The sequence below is a fragment of the Aeribacillus composti genome (assembly GCF_031760945.1).
GTDB classification, from domain to species: Bacteria; Bacillota; Bacilli; order Bacillales; family Aeribacillaceae; genus Aeribacillus; species Aeribacillus composti.
Genome location: NZ_CP134501.1, coordinates 258704 through 276840, shown reverse-complemented (window position 1 = coordinate 276840; position 18137 = coordinate 258704). Strand labels below are relative to the sequence as shown.

The 18137-nt window shown below is 38.5% G+C and carries 15 protein-coding genes; 2 read left to right on the top strand and 13 right to left on the bottom strand.

What is annotated here, in order from left to right; all coding sequences use genetic code 11:
* The first annotated feature begins 41 nt into the window (after nucleotides 1-41).
* Together RI196_RS01460 and RI196_RS01455 are read left to right on the top strand one after the other, a co-directional pair.
* Nucleotides 42-548, top strand: coding sequence for a HEAT repeat domain-containing protein (locus tag RI196_RS01460; RefSeq protein ID WP_063386519.1), 507 nt, complete (start codon nucleotides 42-44; stop codon nucleotides 546-548).
* 13 nt (nucleotides 549-561) lie between these two features.
* Nucleotides 562-984, top strand: coding sequence for a TlpA disulfide reductase family protein (locus RI196_RS01455; protein WP_094244947.1), 423 nt, complete (start codon nucleotides 562-564; stop codon nucleotides 982-984).
* A gap of 439 nt (nucleotides 985-1423) precedes the next feature.
* On the opposite strand, the gene rhaB is transcribed toward RI196_RS01455, so the two are convergent.
* The 13 genes from rhaB to rhaA all read right to left on the bottom strand — a co-directional run bounded on the left by rhaB (nucleotide 1424) and on the right by rhaA (nucleotide 17873).
* Nucleotides 1424-2905, bottom strand: coding sequence for a rhamnulokinase (gene rhaB / locus RI196_RS01450; protein WP_311066777.1), 1482 nt, complete (start codon nucleotides 2903-2905; stop codon nucleotides 1424-1426).
* Between the two features lie 376 nt (nucleotides 2906-3281).
* A complete protein-coding gene (locus RI196_RS01445; protein WP_094244946.1) occupies nucleotides 3282-4331 on the bottom strand; it encodes an autoinducer 2 ABC transporter substrate-binding protein in 1050 nt (349 codons plus the stop codon).
* A gap of 59 nt (nucleotides 4332-4390) precedes the next feature.
* Nucleotides 4391-5359, bottom strand: a complete 969-nt coding sequence (locus RI196_RS01440) for an ABC transporter permease (protein ID WP_311066776.1) — start codon at nucleotides 5357-5359, stop codon at nucleotides 4391-4393.
* 11 nt (nucleotides 5360-5370) lie between these two features.
* Entirely contained in the window at nucleotides 5371-6354 is a 984-nt protein-coding gene (locus RI196_RS01435) for an ABC transporter permease (RefSeq protein WP_311066775.1), read from the bottom strand.
* Nucleotides 6351-7880: a sugar ABC transporter ATP-binding protein gene (locus RI196_RS01430; RefSeq protein ID WP_063386513.1), complete on the bottom strand. Its 1530-nt coding sequence runs from the start codon at nucleotides 7878-7880 to the stop codon at nucleotides 6351-6353. The genes RI196_RS01435 and RI196_RS01430 overlap by 4 nt, the downstream gene beginning before the upstream one ends.
* 15 nt (nucleotides 7881-7895) lie before the next feature.
* The gene (rbsK, locus tag RI196_RS01425) at nucleotides 7896-8831 is read right to left on the bottom strand and encodes a ribokinase (protein ID WP_311066774.1); all 936 of its coding nucleotides are present in this window, start codon (nucleotides 8829-8831) and stop codon (nucleotides 7896-7898) included.
* A gap of 1 nt (nucleotide 8832) precedes the next feature.
* Nucleotides 8833-9513 carry a ribulose-phosphate 3-epimerase gene (gene rpe, locus RI196_RS01420; protein WP_311067313.1) on the bottom strand — a complete coding sequence of 227 codons (681 nt, stop codon included), beginning with the start codon at nucleotides 9511-9513 and terminating at the stop codon, nucleotides 8833-8835.
* Nucleotides 9514-9794: 281 nt separating this feature from the next.
* Nucleotides 9795-11399, bottom strand: coding sequence for a response regulator transcription factor (locus RI196_RS01415; protein WP_311066773.1), 1605 nt, complete (start codon nucleotides 11397-11399; stop codon nucleotides 9795-9797).
* The gene (locus RI196_RS01410; RefSeq protein ID WP_311066772.1) at nucleotides 11399-13219 is read right to left on the bottom strand and encodes a sensor histidine kinase; all 1821 of its coding nucleotides are present in this window, start codon (nucleotides 13217-13219) and stop codon (nucleotides 11399-11401) included. The genes RI196_RS01415 and RI196_RS01410 overlap by 1 nt, the downstream gene beginning before the upstream one ends.
* A complete protein-coding gene (locus RI196_RS01405) occupies nucleotides 13209-14252 on the bottom strand; it encodes an autoinducer 2 ABC transporter substrate-binding protein (RefSeq protein WP_311066771.1) in 1044 nt (347 codons plus the stop codon). The genes RI196_RS01410 and RI196_RS01405 overlap by 11 nt, the downstream gene beginning before the upstream one ends.
* A 70-nt stretch (nucleotides 14253-14322) precedes the next feature.
* On the bottom strand, nucleotides 14323-14937 hold the full coding sequence (locus RI196_RS01400; RefSeq protein ID WP_311066770.1) for a histidine phosphatase family protein: 615 nt from the start codon (nucleotides 14935-14937) through the stop codon (nucleotides 14323-14325).
* On the bottom strand, nucleotides 14934-16400 hold the full coding sequence (locus tag RI196_RS01395) for an FGGY-family carbohydrate kinase (protein WP_311066769.1): 1467 nt from the start codon (nucleotides 16398-16400) through the stop codon (nucleotides 14934-14936). The genes RI196_RS01400 and RI196_RS01395 overlap by 4 nt, the downstream gene beginning before the upstream one ends.
* A 216-nt stretch (nucleotides 16401-16616) precedes the next feature.
* The gene (gene rhaA / locus RI196_RS01390) at nucleotides 16617-17873 is read right to left on the bottom strand and encodes an L-rhamnose isomerase (protein WP_094244941.1); all 1257 of its coding nucleotides are present in this window, start codon (nucleotides 17871-17873) and stop codon (nucleotides 16617-16619) included.
* Nucleotides 17874-18137: the final 264 nt, after the last annotated feature.

Below are 18137 nucleotides of genomic sequence, written 5' to 3'. Positions count from 1 at the left end.
CAGAAGGGATTTAATACTTTTTCTTAAGGAGATGAATTTTCATGAGTTCAAATGAAATAATCTCTCAAGCCTTAACGAAACTAAAAAGCAGCGATGAAGCAACGGTATTTCAAGGAGTGAAAGAGCTAAAAAAAACGGGAAAAGCCGCTGTCCCAATACTCATAAAAGCCTTAAAAGATGAGAAATCCCTCCGAATGATTTCATCCGTTGTGCTGGGGGAATTTGGTGCAGATGCAAAGGAAGCAGTTCCCGAACTCGCTTCGCTTTTAAAAGATGACGACGAAGATATAAGAATGTCAGCTGCTTTATCCTTAATGAGAATCGGACATCACAGTCTGAACGCCCTCGTTGAAGTTGCACGAAATACAGAAGGAAAACCGCGTTTTTGGGCATCATGGGCAATCTCCTTGATCGATCCGTCTAAAATTGAACCTCTTATGTTGAAGTGTCTAAAAGAAGAACTGGATAAGCCGTCCGGAATGGTCAGTCCTTTTGCCGCGGAGGAAGCAATTGGTAAAATTATCGCTATGCAACTAAAGGATCAATGAGGAGGAACAGCACATGGATTTAATACAAACAATGACAAAAGACTTGCCGTGGCTGAACGTTCCAAAAAATGGCCATGATTTTCCATCATCCAATCGGCTTTTGTTTTATTTTTGGTCAATTAGCTGCCCGTATTGCAGTGAATTAACGGATCAGTTATTAGAAGAAACAGTTAATCTTGAAACCTTTCATGTCATTGCCGTTCATGTACCTTATACAGCTGAAGAGAAAGCGTTGGAGCTTGTGAAAACACGAGTAGAGGAAAAAAAGATTACAATTCCTGTAGTTTTAGATCAAAACTATGCAATCGCACAATCTTTTGGTATTCAAGGAATCCCTGCTTTTTGCCTAGTCAATCAACAAATGAAGAAAGAATTATTAACAATGGGAGAGGAAGGTTTTCACAAAATGATGAAAAAAATTAAACAGCTAAAGTAAAGTCTTACCGCTTTTTCTTGACTTTTTCACTGTAAAAAGAATCGGTTTACCTTTTTAAATATTTCTCTATTAAAATTTATGTTCAACATTCCGTTAACATTTTTCTTGGAGCAATAAATTGAGAGAAAAATTTTTTTGGTTCCTTTTGAAGTTCATTTATTTGCCTTTTGGAATAGTGTCTTTATTCTAAAATCTCTTTTATTGTACATGATCCGATAAAACAGCAGCTAATCTATTAAGACCATCAAAAGGAACCTTTCCATATTCTGTTTCATTTTGCGCCCCTAAGTTTAAATGAAATTTTTTGAGGCTGTTGGAAATGCTATTCCCCAACTCGATGTACTTTTTAATGATAATGCATTCCAATTGCTGGTGAACATAAATTGGAGCGCCGCTCATTCCTGATGTAACATAGGCACTATGAGTTATTGTGTTATGATCAATTTTTCTTATGGAGCCGGTACTCTGTACATATCCAGGAGAAAACAGCTTGTTTAAATTGTTCTTTTAATGCATCGTTTCCGCTTTCTCTTGGATCAAAACGCTTAATAGAAAAAGAGTTCAAGACTAGATTCCGTCCTTCCTGTAAATTTGCAAGCTTTTTCTCCGCTATTAGCTGAATTAAAATATTTCCTACAGCCGTTGCTTCAGAGGGACCGGCAAAAACCGTTTTTCGGCTTACAGCAGCGGTCATTTCGTTTATGAAATCATTTTGCGAGCCGCCTCCGACAATATATAATGAATCGATTGTTCTGCCCGATATACTTTCAATTTCATCAATTGACAAGGAATATAGTATAGCCAGATTTGTAAATACACATCTCGCAATTTCTCCTGTTGATTGCGGCACAGGCTGAAGCGTTTCCCTGCAATATTTCTGAATTTCTTCTACCATATTGTCCGGATTAAAAAATCGCTGATCGTTAAAATTGATAAATTGTTTGCACGGAGGCGCCTTTCTTGCCTCATCAACCATTTGGGCAAAATTGTAATCTTTCGTTAAATGTCTTCTCACTTCTTGAATAATCCACATGCCCATAATATTTTTTAAAAAACGGTATGTCCCAAACACTCCCCACTCATTTGTATAATTGTAAAATAATGATTTTTCTGTAATGATTGGCGCATCCGATTCAATCCCAATCAAAGACCAAGTTCCGCTGCTTAAATACGCCCAATTTTTTTCAGCAGCAGGTACTCCTGCAACTGCGGAAGCTGTATCATGAGAACCGACTATAATCACTTTTGTTTCGGGCAGATCGTAATCAGGAAAATATTCGTTTCTGACATATCCGAGCATGTCCCCGGGGTAAGAAAACGGCGGAAACTGCTCACGCTCAATTGACAGCAGCTGAAGCAAATCTTGATCAAAATCTTTTTCTTTCACGTTTAAAAGCTGAGTACAAGATGCGCTTGTCACTTCCGTCACTGCACATCCAGTCAGTTTGTATCCTAAGTAATCAGGAACTGTCATAATCATTTTCGTTTTTTCAAGATTTTCTTTTTTTTCTTCATATAACTGGTATAAGGTGTTGAAGGATAAAAACTGAATGCCTGTTTTTTCATATATATCTTTTTTGGAAATATGCTTCGTAATCTTCTCAATCGTCCGTTCTGTTCTTTTATCTCTGTATGCTATGACCTCTTGCACCCTTTTTCCTTCTTGATCGACCAGCACATAATCTGTAGCCCAAGTATCGATTCCAAGTGTACACCTTTTCACTCCCAATGTTTTGGCATATGCCAATCCCTTTACAATTTCCGTCAGCAAATGATCAATATCCCAATAATACGTTCCATTTCGTTCCGTAAAACCATTGGCAAATCGGTGTATTTCTTCAATTGTCAATTTTCCATTTTTTATATCCCCTATGACAAGCCGTCCGCTTGATGCACCGATGTCAACTGCGATATGTGTCATTTTATCCCTCCTAAAATTCACACAATCTATGAAGCTGCTAAATGTTTCGCTTAAAAATTAGGATAGCGTTCCATAACTAGACATTTTCTTGCTGCTCATGCAGCAGGTCAAAATCTGAGTAAACATTTGTAAACAACTTTTCTTCCATTCTTCAAAAAATTCATTGGCAGTAACCATTAAAAAAATTTTCCCTTTCCACAAAGCAAGAAAAATCTCTTTACGTTTCCTGCCAATAAAAATATTGATATTTTAGCCTTCACTTTTTTATTGCAAGGCAAAGAACTTACCGGATCTGCAAAAATAGCAATACTTTCTAAAATAACGAAACCCCTCTCCAATTGCAAAAATGTGAGAGGGGTAATCTCTTTAACGAAAATTAAAAGTCATAGTCTTTAGCATTATCCTTTGTAAAGTCTGTAGGCGGTCCCATAATGACCGTTTTACCATCCTCCCAAACTTCCACTTCTCCTACACCATCTATATTTTGGCCGTTTTCAGGCTTTTTGCCATCAACAAGATCTTTAGCTAAAGCGACTGTCAAATATCCTAATTTGTCAGGCTCCCAAAGGATTGCTACATCTAATGAGCCATCCTCTAAAAATGGAGCTGAATCCTTCGGAAGTGCTGTTCCGACAACAGCGATTTTGTCTTGAAGACCTTTCTCTTGAATAGCTTGAGCTGCGCCAAGAGGAGCAGGAGTTGAAAATGCCATAATCCCTTTAAGGTTCGGATATGATTTAATTAAATCAAGCGTTTTTTGGTATGCCACTTGCTGCTTTTCATCAGTCGCAATTTTATCTGTTACTAGCTTTATTCCTGGATAATTTTCTTCAAGCTCCTTCTTCGCTGCATCGATCCATGAATTTAAGTTTGCTGCCGCAAGACCACCTGTGAGAATGGCGATTTCCCCTTCTTCAGTCCCCATTTGTTCAATTAATGATTTCGCGATATGACGGCCATAAGCTTCGTCATCAATTTGGTGGACAGAAAGTTCAACTAAAGATTGATCTGCTGGTGTATCCCAGTCCATCACGATAATTCCTTTATCCTTCGCTTTTTGTAATACAGGCGATAATGCAGCTGCATCATTCGGTGCAACAGCAATTACATCCACATCTTGACTAATTAAATCTTCAATCACCTTAACCTGCTGGGCAGCATCTGCCTCTGTTGGACCTGTATAAATCACTTCGACTCCAAGATCTTTTCCCGCTTGAATTGCTCCTTTTTCAGATGCATTGAAATAAGGAATGCCAATTAGTTTAGGAACAACGGCAATTTTGATTTTTCCATCGCCCCCGCCAGCCTCATCTTTTCCATCTTTAGATGAATTTGAATTCCCCCCTGCACCCTGCTGAGAAACACATCCTGCAAGAAGACCAAATACAAGCAATAAAGCGACAAATAAACCTGCAATTTTTTTCATACTGTTCCTCCTTGTAAATTTATAGTTTATAAATCTTTTAACCAATTAAAGAAAAGTCATTATGCTGTTTCTGCAAGCTTTTTTTGCTTGTTTTCATCAGCCTTTACTTTAATAAAGTTAATAATTAACACCGCGATTAAAATAACCCCCATAATCACTGTCACAATCGGTCTCGGCACTCCCATTAGATTTAAGCCGCTGGATATCATTTGAAAAATCATAACTGCATATAACGTGCCGATCACTTTCCCATAGCCTCCTTGGATTTCAGTACCGCCAAGAACGGCTGCTGCAACGCTTTGCAATAAATAGGATGATCCAAGATCAACTTTTACTGTGTTATATCTTGATGTCATGATGATAGAAGCAATTGCCGCTAACAAAGCACTATATAAATACACCTTCATTAAAACCTTGCTGTTATTAACCCCTGAAAACAAGGATGCAACCGGATTGCTTCCAACCATATAAACTGATCTTCCCCATACTGTTTTATTCAGCAGTACGGAAGTCAAAATAGCGACAAAGAGAAAGATTATAATCGAAAGCGGAATGAGCCCCAGATAATAACCATTTCCAATCAGCGTGTACTCAGGGCTGAATCCGGATATTGAATTTCCTTTTGTAATGCTGAGAATAAGCCCTTCAAACAATACCATTGTCCCAAGGGTTACAAGAATCGGTGATACTCCGATCTTGGCAATAATAAATCCATTCATAAAACCGCAAAGAAGTCCAACTGCAATGCCTCCTAAAATCGCAATGATTATCGGATATCCATTGCTTGATAATATCGCAATTGCTACCCCTGCCAGCGCTGCCGTATACGTGATCGACAAATCGATTCCGCCTGTTACGATCACCACCATCATGGCTAAAGCAAACAAACCGAACTCAGGCAGCTGAAACATCATATTTGTCAAGTTATTGCTTGATAAAAATCCCGGAACACTTATGCTCATCAAAACAAATAGACCGATGGCAATGAGTCCGAGTATATTTTCTTTTGAAAGCGTAACCTGTTTCATCCTCTCCCCCCTTATGCTTCCACTTCAATTTTTGAAAGCTGCTTTTGCGAGCGTTTATATTGAATATGGTCATACGATACAGCGATTAATATAATTGCCCCTGTAAAAACCTTTTGCCAGAAAGTATCAATTTTCGCTAATATTAATCCATTTTGTATAATTCCTAGCAGAAGAACACCTAATATCGTTCCAAATATTGTTCCGCGTCCTCCCATTATATTGGCTCCTCCCAGCACCACTGCAGCAATAACCATTAATTCCAAGCCAATCATTCCGTTCGGATCTACCGCTTTTGTATAAGAAGTTTGAGCAATCGCAGCAATCCCTGTTAAAAAGCCCATATAAGAAAAAACAAATATTTGAACTTTGCTGTAGTTAATTCCGACTCGGACAGCCGATTCTTTGTTTCCGCCAATAGCCATTACTTCGCGGCCGATTAATGTATATTTAAGAATGTACCATGTCAAAGCTGCTGTAATGATAAAAAGCCAAATAATAATGGATATTCCAAAAACAGAGAAATTCGAAAATTTCAAGAAAACAGTTGGGAAGTTGCTGCTGTTCAAGTATTGGCCGTTTGTAATATACAGAACAAGTCCGTTAATAATACTCATCATCCCTAAAGTAACGACAATCGCCGGAATTTGAATTTTTGCAACTAAAATTCCATTGATGGAGCCTAACAGCACTCCGAAAAGCGGAGCAATGACAAAAATTAACACAATGGTCAGTGGGCTATCAGGCAAAAACATCATCGTCTTGCCCAAAACGACACATACCGCGCTTGTCACTGCTGCAACAGATACATCAATCCCCCCTGTAATGATGACAAGCGTCATTCCAATAGCCAAAATGCCTAATACTGCATTTCCTTTCACAACATCCAACAAATTATCTGCTGTTAAAAATACCGGGCTAATGAAGGCCAATATGATGCATAGAAGTAAAATAATGACAGCAACGCTCATTTCTTTTGATTTTAAAAACGCTTTCATAATTGTGCCTCCTCGCGGACCTTACCCTTTTGCCCAAGCAATGCAAGGTTCATGATGCTTTCCTGTGTCGCTTCATGAATCCCGAGTTCGCCTGCAATTCGTCCATGGCGCATAACGATAATGCGATCGCTAACAGCAAGCACCTCAGGAAGTTCAGAAGAAATCACAATGATTCCCATTCCATTTGCCGCTAATCCTCTTAAAAGCTTATGGATTTCTGACTTGGCACCGATGTCAATTCCGTTAGTCGGCTCATCGATAATCAAAATTTTAGGATTTGTTGACAGCCACTTTCCTATGACTACCTTTTGTTGATTTCCGCCTGACAAATCGCCGGCAGCCCTGTATGGCAGCGGCGGTCTGACATCTAATGATTGTATATAATGCTCAGCTAATTCTATTTCTTTTCTTCGATTAATCAGCAAAAATTTATTTTTTAATTTTTTCAACACAGGAAGCGAAATATTGTTAATGATTGATTGTCTTAAAATAAGCCCTTGCGTCTTCCGGCTTTCAGGAATATAAGCAATTCCTTTTTTTACTGCCTCTTCTGAAGACTTGATCACAGTCTTTTGACCGTTAATGATGATGTCCCCTTTGTAAGGACGATTAATGCCAAAAATAGCTTGCGCCAGCTCGGTGCGACCAGAGCCTACTAGCCCTGTAATTCCAAGAACCTCCCCTTCCCTCAGTTCAAATGAAATATCTTTGAAATTTCCTTCTTTCGCAAGGTTTCTTACTTCAAGCAATGTTTTGCCTGAGGCTGCCTTTTCTTTATTTTTTTCATATAAAATTTTCCGGCCAACCATTAACGTAATTAGTTTTTCTTCTGTTAATTCATTTGCATGATACGTACCGACATATTTGCCATCTCTTAGAACGGTGAATCGATCAGAAACTGTAAACAGTTCTTTTAATTTATGGCTTACAAAAATAATTGAAATCCCTCTTTTTTTCAAAGAAAATATAACTTCGTACAGCTTCTCTACTTCACCGGCGGAAAGTGATGATGTCGGCTCATCCATGACGATTAATTTCGCATCAAACGCAAGCGCCCTCGCTATTTCGACCATCTGCTGCTGGGCTATGCTCAGTTTTTCTACCGGTGTTGAAACATCAATCTCAAAATCAAGCTCTTTTAAAGCCTTTTTGGCCGTTTTTTCCATAAGAGCCCAATCAACTTTTTTCCAAGAATGCTTATCGCTGTCTCTTCCTATATAAATGTTTTCTGCTACCGATAAATTCGGAAATAAGCTTAAGTCCTGGTAAATAATTGATATGCCGCGCATAGTGGCATCAATTGGTCTTCGTATTTTTGCTTCCTTTCCTTCAAAGAAAAACTGGGCTCCTGGATCAGGCTGATAAACTCCAGCTAGTATTTTAATGAGTGTGGATTTACCGGCGCCGTTTTCTCCAATAAGGGCATGAACTTCCCCTTTCTTTACTTCAAGCTTCACGTCATCTAATGCTTTTACACCAGGAAATGTTTTGCTGATATTTAACATTTGAAGCAAGTATTCACTCATGCTATCACCTTATTTCTAACCAGTTGTTATTCCATTTTCTTTACAATATTGCTTTACTTCCTCAAGTGTCGGAATGCCGTCTTGCGCACCCTTTCTAGTTACTTTGATGCCGGAGACAATAACAGCAAATTTGGCAGCTTCCTCTAATGTTTTTCCATCAGCAATTGCGCATGCAAGAGCCCCGGCAAAGGAATCTCCAGCTCCAACCGTATCAATAGCTTTTACCTTTAACGGCGGTATGAATAAAGTCTTGCCTTCATCATAAAGCACGAGACCGCTTCCGCCCATTTTAATAATGCTCTTTTTCATTCCAAAATGAAGGTGGAAATGCTCTGCTGCTTTGATTGCGCTTTCTTCTGAATCAGCTTTAATGCCTGTCAATGTATAGGTTTCCTGTAAATTCGGCGTTATAATGTCGGCATACTGGAGAGCCTCGAGTACTATGCCTTCTGCAGGAGCCGGATCTAATATAACAAACATCCCTTTTCGTTTTGCTGCTTTCATCGCCTGGATAACGGCTTCAACAGGTATTTCCATCTGAATGAGAAGCACCTTGCTGTCCTCAATTGTATGGATCCTTTCCAATATATCTTCAGCGGTTAATGAATCATTTGCGCCTTTTATCACGAGCATTGTGTTTTCAGCTGATGAATCAACTGTAATTAAGGCGCTGCCTGTAGGAACGTTCGGCACTATTTTGATTAATGTCGTGTCGACACGGTTTTGTACTAGTCTTTTTGTTAGTTCGGCACCAAAAGCATCTTCTCCGATCGCACCAATCAAATAAACTTTTTTTCCAAGCTTTGCACAAGCTGTTGCTTGGTTGGCGCCTTTTCCTCCACTAAACAAAACCATGCTGTTCCCGAAAACTGTCTCACCATGGCTCGGATATTTGTCTGTCATCGCAACAATGTCCATATTAATGCTGCCAACTACTGTAATTGAAGACATATTAATCCCCCGTTTTTACCTTGGCTGTTCCTTCAATAAATTGACGAAGATGAATAACAGCATCATGAAGAGACCCTTTGGATTTAAACAAGCTGGATGTGCCGCAAACGAGCATTTTTGCTCCATTTTCCAAAACTTTTGGGATCGTTTCATAACCTATATTGCCGTCAACTTGAATCAAAATATTGTAGCTTTCTTTTTCAATCAATTGATGAAGTTTCTTGATTTTGTTATACATCGTCGGTATGAATTTTTGACCGGCAAAACCGGGGTTCACTGTCATCAATGTGACATAATCAATCACATCCATCACATATTCAATCGATTCAATTGGAGTGGAGGGGTTTAAGGCCACTCCCGCTTTTATGCCTTTAGATTTGATCGTTTGCAAAACGCGCTGCAAGTGAATAGTTGATTCAATATGAACCGAAATCATATCCGCACCGGCATCAGCGAATAAATTTATATGCTCCTCCGGCCTCATAATCATGAGATGAATATCTAACGGCTTATCCGTTGCCGCACGGATGACGTTGACCATATCCGGCCCCATCGTAAAATTCGGAACAAACGAACCGTCCATAATGTCAATGTGAAAAAAATCGACCCCGGCCTGATCAAGTTCTTGCACATCCCTTTTTAAATTTCCCATGTCTGCACACATTAGCGACGGTCCTATCATCGTCACTGAAAATTCCCCCGTTTTCACAGATAAATTCAAGTGTTATCTTTTTATAAACATATTAATGAAATCACTTACTTATGGATAGGGGGTAAAATTCGGATTGGTGTGACAATATTCAGTAAATTTTAAAAAAATAAAAAACGTACTGGAAACAAATTCAGCACAGCTGCCGATACAAAGTTCGGTATGTGCCAACCGTCTTCAGTACGTTCTTTTAAAAAGGTTTCAAGTATTTTTGTATTTCAACGATCAGTTTTCAACGCCTTCAGTGCGTCCTTTTAAAAGCTCCCCCGTTTTTCCCTGTATTGCGACGGTAATAAGCCGGTCCATTGTTTGAATAATCTGCTGAAATATTTTGCATCTTGATATCCGACATGAACAGCTATATCATAAATTTTCATTTCCGTAGCAGCCAATAATTGTTTCGCCTTTTGAATTCTCGCATTCGTTACATAATCCAGAACTGTTTCTCCTGTCTGATTTTTAAAGTATTCGCAAAAGTAGGTTGGGTTTAAATGAACATGGTCCGCAATACGTTTAATGGTAATATTTTCGCCAAGATTAGAATGAATCCATTCTTTTGCTTTAACAATTGGGTCAATTGTATTTTTCCGATAATATTCTCTCATTTTTCTAATTTTCATGATCCAGTTAATCATTTCCTGTCTCAAAACAGAAAAGGAAGCCGGTTCATCCGTAATCGAAAACGCCTCGCTAAGCAGTGTAGGAAGCTCGCTAATCCCATCATCCTGTATCCATTGGTTTATGACCCGGATGCACAAATAACGAACAGATTCTTGAAGCAAAAAAGGAGAGGTCATTTTTTTAAGCTCGTCAAAAAATGAGTTGATTGCTGTTAAAACATTTTGCTCTTCATATTTCATTGCTTCAACCGTTTGTTCAGCCCATTTGTACACTGCCGGCGGAACATCCATAATCTTATTATAGGTAAGGTGCTTTAAAGATTCCGTTTTAAAAAGCTTATTCCCCCCTTGAATCATCCTATATTTCATTGCCTCTCGCAGCTCGTTCTTCACATCCACTAACATTGATAAATCCACAAATGACTGTCCTAAAACAATCGATGCCGTAAAAGGCGTTGTCCTCTGAATGGTTGTTTTGAGCGACAAACAGCTTTGTTCAATTTTCGCTTCTTCCCCGTTATAAATAAGCACCCAATACGAATATTGGTTGTTTTTCCAAATCCAATTGCGTTCCTTTATAAACGATTTTCGAATCGATTCTTTGATGGTGACATCCCATTTCTTCCATTCATCCTTATTTTCGAAGCCGTTTCTAGAAAACGCATTATCTATACCGATATAAAGCAAATTATACTTTCCATCTGGAAAATCACGTGTCCAGTCCAAATACGACACATCCATATTTTCAACTGCCGTTGTATCGCTTAATAATTGGATTTGCTTTTCATACGTCAATTTTGTTTGAATTTCTTCAGCCTCTTCGATTAATCTTTTGTTTTTCTTGTCAGTTACTATAAGCTCCTCTGCTTTTTGTAAGTGGGATTCAAAATTCTCTCGATCTATCGGTTTTAAAATGTAATCAATTGCCCCTTCCCGCAGCGCTGTCTGGACATATTTAAAATCATCATACCCGCTGATAATAATGGAATAAAAGTTATACCCTTTTTCTTTCAGTAGACTAATTAATTCCAATCCGTTTATAACCGGCATTTGCACATCGGTAAATATAAGATCGAAGGCGCCAATTTTTTCATGAATTTCTCTAAAAGCTTCATCTCCGTCTGAGAATACCCCGCAAATGTGCCAGTTTGGCCTAAACTTTTTAATTAGTCTTTCCAGCCCCTGTCTAATCCGCGGCTCGTCATCGACAATTACAACCTTTATCTGATCCGTGATCATTAATCACCTCCTCCTTTCAAAAGAAGCTGGTTTGCTTGATAGGCGTTTATTTTTGGTATTCGAATTTTAATCATAGTACCTTTATTTACGTGACTAGTAATCGATAATCTGTAATGATCCCCAAAAATCATTGTAATTCTGGCATTTACATTGATAATTCCTATGCCGGAATCCCTTCCTAACATTGGATCAGCCATCAATCTTTCATTTAACTCTTCCAGCTTTTCCTTGGCGATTCCAGGACCGCTGTCCAAAACAGTTAAAATGAGGTCCGGATGCTCTTCACAAACTGAAATTTTCACTTTTAGTTCTCTCTGTTTTTCAAGTCCGTATTTGATTGAGTTTTCAATGATTGGCTGCAGCACAAATTTAGGAATATAGTATTCTAGTAATTTCTCTTCTTTTTCAATTTCAAAGTGCAGTCGTTCTTCAAACCGGAACTTCTGTATGCGTAAATAATCTTCAATATGCTGCAGTTCATTCCGTATCGTGACTAATTTATCTTTGTTATTTAAAGAATACCGAAGCATTCTTCCAAGCAAAGTCAGCATTGTTACAACATCTTCTGTTTTTTCTTCTTCGACCGACATGCTGATTGTTTCTAATGTGTTATACATAAAATGAGGATTAATTTGAGATTGCAATGCATATAATTCAGCTGTTTTTTGTTTAAGCTCTACATTATATTTCTGCTTAATCAGCTCTCGAATTTCCATCAGCATTGAATTAAAGCTTTTAGCCAGCTGCCCGACTTCATCATTTGAATGAACAGGTATATTAATGCTTAAATCTCCTTTTTCAACTTCCTTCATCATTTTGCTTAAATTATTTAAAGGACGGGTTACATTCATTGCAAAAAATATGGAAATGGCGGTCGTTATTAAGGCAAACGCTATGAAAATGAGGATTGTCACGTTTCTTACTAAATCCGTTGTTTCTGTTAAATTTTTTATTGGCATGCTATGAGCCATCACCCACGGCAATACACTCGACTCATTTAAGCTAACCAGCAGGCGCTCGCCGTGCTTTTTTATAGTAAAGCTGCCGTTTAAAATTGGATATTTGTCAATTCTCCTATCGACTGTGCCGATTTTGGAGCGATCTGAATGATATATAATCATTCCGTCCTTCGTCATCATCCATACTTCCGCATCTTTTTCATGCAGCAAATCCTTAGCGAACTGCTCTATGAATGTTACATCTACCACAATATATATTGTTCCCAGCTTTTTTCTATTATCGAAGTCGGTGATTTCTTTTATTAGCATAAAATAGGAAGGAGACCCTTCAAAAGTTAAGTTAATTTGACTTGATAACACTACTTCCATACTTCCAACTTTGCTTAAAGAATTCAAATATGGCAACGAACCGTCATGAAAGCCAAAATTCTCATAAGGTAAAGTAGTGCTTGAAAAAACACGGTTCTTCGATATAAGGAACACTCCTAAAATATTGTCTGTGTGGTTTCGCAAGTATGTTCTTGTTAAATAGCTTTCAACAATATACTTATCTCGGAGTCTTTTAGATTGAGTAGTTTCTTCCGATTCCCGTAATATTGTCATCACATCGCTCGAATTATACACTAGGTTTGGAAGCGCTTCCAATTTCCTGATTTCATTTTCGATATTATTATTCACTTGCTTTAATAATCGCGGAGTGTATTTTCCGACTTCTTTCTCGATAGAGGATGTATACTGCGAATACGCTAAAAGACCAAGCAAAGCCATTGGAATAACAGTCAGCAGAACATAGGAAATAATTAGTTTATGTGTTAAAGACAAAGATTTTCGGCTTGAATCGTTTCTTCTCTTAAAAATCATATTGATCCACATTCTCTTTTGTAAAATCGATTGGCTGTCCCATAATCACCATGTCGCCGTCAAAACTAATATTCCCTATATTCTCCACAAACTGTCCATCATACGGCAAATCCTCCAACACTAAGTTTTTGGCTAACGCAATGGTTAAATAACCGAGCTTTTGCGGACTCCATAATGTGATGGTTTGCAGCACATCCTCTTTCAAATATGGTCTTGTCATGTTCGGAGTCGATGTTCCAACAACTTTAATGTCTCCAGATTTTCCGTAATCCTTTAACGCCTGCGCAATAGCAGGCGGGTTCACTGTCGATATACCAATGATCCCTTTTAGATCATCGTATTTTTTTAATAGGTTAACTGTTAAATTGTAAGCTTTGTGAATATCTTCATTCGCATACTCCACATCGAGCAGCTCTAATTCTGGATAATATTCTTCTTGCTGCACCTTTAACCACCTAATCCAATTGTTTAAATTCGCAGCAGTCGGCGAGCCGGTCAAAATAACGTATTTCCCCCTTTCTCCCATTTCTAATGCTAAAAGATCCATAATATGTCTTCCCATTTGCTCGGCATCGACCATATTGACAAAGAAGTCACGATATTTTGCGTCTGTGTCTGCATCCCAAGTGATGACTTTTATCCCTTTTTCACGGGCCTGCTGCAGAACCGTACCCAATTTTTTCGGGTCATTTGCTGAAACAGCAATCACATCTACTTTCTGCTCTATCAGCTTATGAATAACGGCAATTTGTTCCTCTGCGGTTGCCGCAGAAGGCCCTTTATAGATGACTGTAACATTCAAATCCTTCGCTGCTTCTAAGGCTCCTTCCTTTGCTGCTAAAAAATAAGGAATATTAGCGATTTTAGGAACAAGTCCAATGACAATCTCATGTTCATGATTCCTGTTGCTTTCATGATTCATTTGTTCAGTTGGTTTATCTACATAAATAACCTCATATTCTTTTGATAAAGAGCAGGATGCCAAAAGGAACAGGAAAAAAGCAAGGGCGAAAAACTTAAACGTTTTGTTCAATTTTCTCCATACCTTTCCGAAAAGGAAATTTTTTTAAGATCGATTTGATGCTTATCGGAAACTTCCTGCTTCAAAGAAGATGCAAAATACTGTTCCATTGAATAATGGATGCCTTTCCTTTACCGTAATATTCAATAATAGAAACCCCTGTATTGTCCATTTTTATTTTGCGGTAATGCGAAAAAGGTAATCCAAACCATTGCGTTGCAGCAATACGGTTTACTGTGTTATGAGCTACAACAAGCGCATTTTTATCTGGATATGTTTTCGATACCTCTTCAAAAAAAGATTGGATCCGATTATAAACTTGACTTGCAGATTCTCCCGTTTCCCCGGCAAAACACTCTGCCGGATTCGTTAACCAATCTGTCCATGAATCCTTATGTTCTCTCTCAATCATTTGTACCGTTTTTCCTTCCCATTTCCCGAAGTCAATTTCTACAAGACGCTGATCTTCAATAACTGGCAAACCAAACTCTTTGCTTATAATTGCAGCTGTTGCCGATGCTCTTACTAGAGTTGAAGAAAAGACCGCGTGAAACTTTACGTGCTTCAGCGCTTTAGCTGATGCTTCCGCCTGCTTAATCCCTTGCTCTGACAGTGAAACATCCGTCCTTCCGCAATATTTGTTGCCATCCCGATTCCATTCCGTTTCTCCATGGCGTAAAAGGAAAAATCTTGTCACAGCACAACTCCTCTCTTTTTAAGTGCTTGAATAAAGCGTTCATATCCTTCTTCATATTGTTCACTTATATGTTCTTCAAACATCACCTCTTTTTCTCTTTTCAGCATGTTCTCCCCGGCATCTTGAATACTTCCAAAATATGAAGATGCCGCAACAATCGCAGCCCCAATAGCACCGTCGCTATGCTTCATTTTAATAATAGGCTTCTTTAAGACATTGCTCCGTATAGTCAGCCATACATCACTGCTGCTTCCTCCGCCTGCTGTAAAGACAGCCCTCACTTTCTCGCTTGACAGCTTTTCAATCATCTCGTAAGCCATTCTTTCAAGATAGGCAACACCTTCTAAACGGGAAATAAAGAGCTGTTCTTTTGTCAAACCTGGTTCGTCAAAGCCTTGTATGTCAGGAAATGCAAAAGGAAAACGCTCTCCCTTTTGCCGGAGCGGATACGAAATCCACCGGCTTGGGAAATATTCATATGCTTTACTATTTAAATAAGCTAATTCATCTTTTGAATAATCAATTGAAATCCAATCTCCCCCTGTGTTGCTCGCACCGCCCGGCATCCAATATCCATCTGGATGGCGATGGTTATAAAGTATTCCCTTCTCATCTATTATTGGCTCGTATGTAATCCCTTTTATTACTAAAGTTGTGCCAATTGTCGTGTTCCAGTTTCCAGGTGATAATGAACCGGATGCGAACTGCGACGCACAACCGTCAGTCAGTCCGAGTGTAACGCTTACATTTTCCGGCAACCCTGTTTCCTCCATACATTCCTTTGACACATTCCCGGCAAAAGTCCCTGAAGGCAATACGATTGGAAGTGATTTAACAGGTATTTTTAAAGTTTTTTCAATATATTCCGGCCATTTTTCATTATTTAAATCATAGCCGCTTTTAAATGCACTCGTATAATCGGTTATTCCCCATTTTCCCGTTAATTTCCCGATAATATAGTCAGTAGGATGCGCCCATAAACATACATCCTTTGCTATTTGCGGAAAATGTTTATGGAACCAAACAATTTTCGGCAAACCATACGAGCTGGAAAATGCCGTATAATGCCCTGCTGCAAAGGCAGCCTCTCTGCAAAGCGCTGCCTCAGATTCTGACCTGCTGTCGCTGTACATTAAGGCATTGTATAGCGGTTCATATTGTTTATCAAGGGGAATTACAGTACCTGATGTGGAAGTGACAGACAAGGAAACAACTTGATTAAGAATTTTTTGCTCCTTCAAACTATTTGCTACTTGTCGAATAGATTCACCGGTATGCTGCCACCACATAAACGGCGATTGCTCCATTCTTAACTCGTTTCCTTTCGCCAAGTTAAAAGTTACAGTACTGGCTGCATAAATAGTTCCGTTATAACCGATTGCAATTGTGCGAATGCCCTGTGTTCCAATATCAATTCCTATAAAAATTGGCTGCGATTTGTTCATTTCATCAACCTCTGCCACACATTTTTTTCTCTTTCTATTATCTACTGATGCTTCGGATGCTAAAGCTATTAAGTGAAATTGCCGAATCTAGCACTTCCTATATTTACTTTATTTTCTCCATTAGGAGTGAAGCTTTCCTTAATCCACGAAGTCTTTATAATTTTTCAGCTCTTTTAATTCACTGATCGGCTAATTTGAGCAGCAAGGGAATTCATACTCTTGCCATATTTACGACTACTGTCTCTTAGTTAATACTTCCTCCTCATATTTTTGAATTTCTTTTAACCATTCTTCTCTTACAGGAACATTCATTTTCTCACAATAATAATCCCAAATTGCACCGAAAGGATAAGTTTTAAATTCCTCCATAACCGCCAATCTTTCCGTAAAGTTTCCCTTTTCTTGCAATTGCTTTAAATATTCATGCGGCATAAGCATTGCATATAATAAAGCTTTAATCATATTACGCGTTCCAATGACCCATGCAGCAAGACGATTGATGCTGGCATCAAAGAAATCAAGTCCGATTAAAACCTTATGCAGCGCATCATTGCGCACGATTTCAAGCGCTATTTCACGCAATTCATCATCCAAAATCACGACATGGTCGCTGTCCCACCGAACCGGTCTCGATACGTGTAAAGCAAGCCTGTCGCTATAAAGCAAAATCGATGAAATTTTATTTGAGACTGTTTCAGTAGGATGAAAATGACCTGTATCTAATAAATATATTTTATTATTTTGTAAGGCGTACCCTAGATAAAATTCATGCGAGCCGACAACAAAAGACTCAGATCCTATTCCAAACAATTTGCTTTCGACTGCATCCAAATTATATTTCTCATTGATCTCTACACTAAAAATTTTATCCAATGATTCTTTTAATCGCTTCCTTGGAGTCAATCGGTCGCTTGGAATGTCCTTATAGCCGTCCGGAATCCATATATTTGTTAAGCATGGTGTTCCAAGCTCCTTGCCAAAGTACTCACCGATTTTTCGGCTCCTAATACAGTGGTTGATCCAAAATTCTCTAATTCCCGGATCAGGATGAGACAACGTCAGTCCATCTGCTGCTTTTTCATGCGAAAATAAGGTAGGATTAAAATCCAGCCCTATACCAATTTTTTTCGCCCAATTAACCCAGTTTTCAAAATGTTTCGGTTCTAACTGATCTCTTTCCACTTTTTCACCATTTGTTTCTGCATAAATGGCGTGTAGGTTGACACGATGTTTTCCTGGAATTAATGACAGCGCTTTCTCTAAATCCTGCCTTAATTCTTCAGCATTTCTTGCCTTTCCCGGATAATTTCCTGTTACATCAATCCCCCCTGAAAGCTCGCTTGCATCTGCTTCAAATCCTTTTACGTCATCACCTTGCCAGCAATGGATAGAGATTGACGCTTGCTGCAAGTTTTCTAATACTTCTTCAATATTTATTCCCCATTTTTCATAGACTTGCCTTGCTATCTCAAAAGATTCTTTTATAACCATAAATTATCCATCTCCTTTAGTAAACTAGTACTTTTTTCTAATACATTATGAATGTACCTTATGCTGTTTTTATGAACTGTTATGAAAATTTAGAAATTTTAAAGTAAACGGTTTCAATTTTCTTCACTAACTGTCGTACATTCCTTCACCTTTGGACAAATTAAATTCTTTAGCTTGATAAATGCCAGCGTCGGCGCCAAGGAAAGGGGGAAGAGTTCATGACATCTTTTATTTTCGCTTTTTGCATAAATATAAAAATATTCC

What these genes read in the sequence shown, in the direction of transcription:
- RI196_RS01445 (WP_094244946.1), bottom strand. Translation starts at nt 4,331, where the DNA reads ATGAAAAAAATTGCAGGTTTATTTGTCGCTTTATTGCTTGTATTTGGT.
- RI196_RS01415 (WP_311066773.1), bottom strand. Translation starts at nt 11,399, where the DNA reads ATGATCACGGATCAGATAAAGGTTGTAATTGTCGATGACGAGCCGCGG.
- rhaA (WP_094244941.1), bottom strand. Translation starts at nt 17,873, where the DNA reads ATGGTTATAAAAGAATCTTTTGAGATAGCAAGGCAAGTCTATGAAAAA.
- RI196_RS01440 (WP_311066776.1), bottom strand. Translation starts at nt 5,359, where the DNA reads ATGAAACAGGTTACGCTTTCAAAAGAAAATATACTCGGACTCATTGCC.
- RI196_RS01410 (WP_311066772.1), bottom strand. Translation starts at nt 13,219, where the DNA reads ATGATTTTTAAGAGAAGAAACGATTCAAGCCGAAAATCTTTGTCTTTA.
- rhaB (WP_311066777.1), bottom strand. Translation starts at nt 2,905, where the DNA reads ATGACACATATCGCAGTTGACATCGGTGCATCAAGCGGACGGCTTGTC.
- rpe (WP_311067313.1), bottom strand. Translation starts at nt 9,513, where the DNA reads ATGATAGGACCGTCGCTAATGTGTGCAGACATGGGAAATTTAAAAAGG.
- rbsK (WP_311066774.1), bottom strand. Translation starts at nt 8,831, where the DNA reads ATGTCTTCAATTACAGTAGTTGGCAGCATTAATATGGACATTGTTGCG.
- RI196_RS01460 (WP_063386519.1), top strand. Translation starts at nt 42, where the DNA reads ATGAGTTCAAATGAAATAATCTCTCAAGCCTTAACGAAACTAAAAAGC.
- RI196_RS01435 (WP_311066775.1), bottom strand. Translation starts at nt 6,354, where the DNA reads ATGAAAGCGTTTTTAAAATCAAAAGAAATGAGCGTTGCTGTCATTATT.
- RI196_RS01430 (WP_063386513.1), bottom strand. Translation starts at nt 7,880, where the DNA reads ATGAGTGAATACTTGCTTCAAATGTTAAATATCAGCAAAACATTTCCT.
- RI196_RS01455 (WP_094244947.1), top strand. Translation starts at nt 562, where the DNA reads ATGGATTTAATACAAACAATGACAAAAGACTTGCCGTGGCTGAACGTT.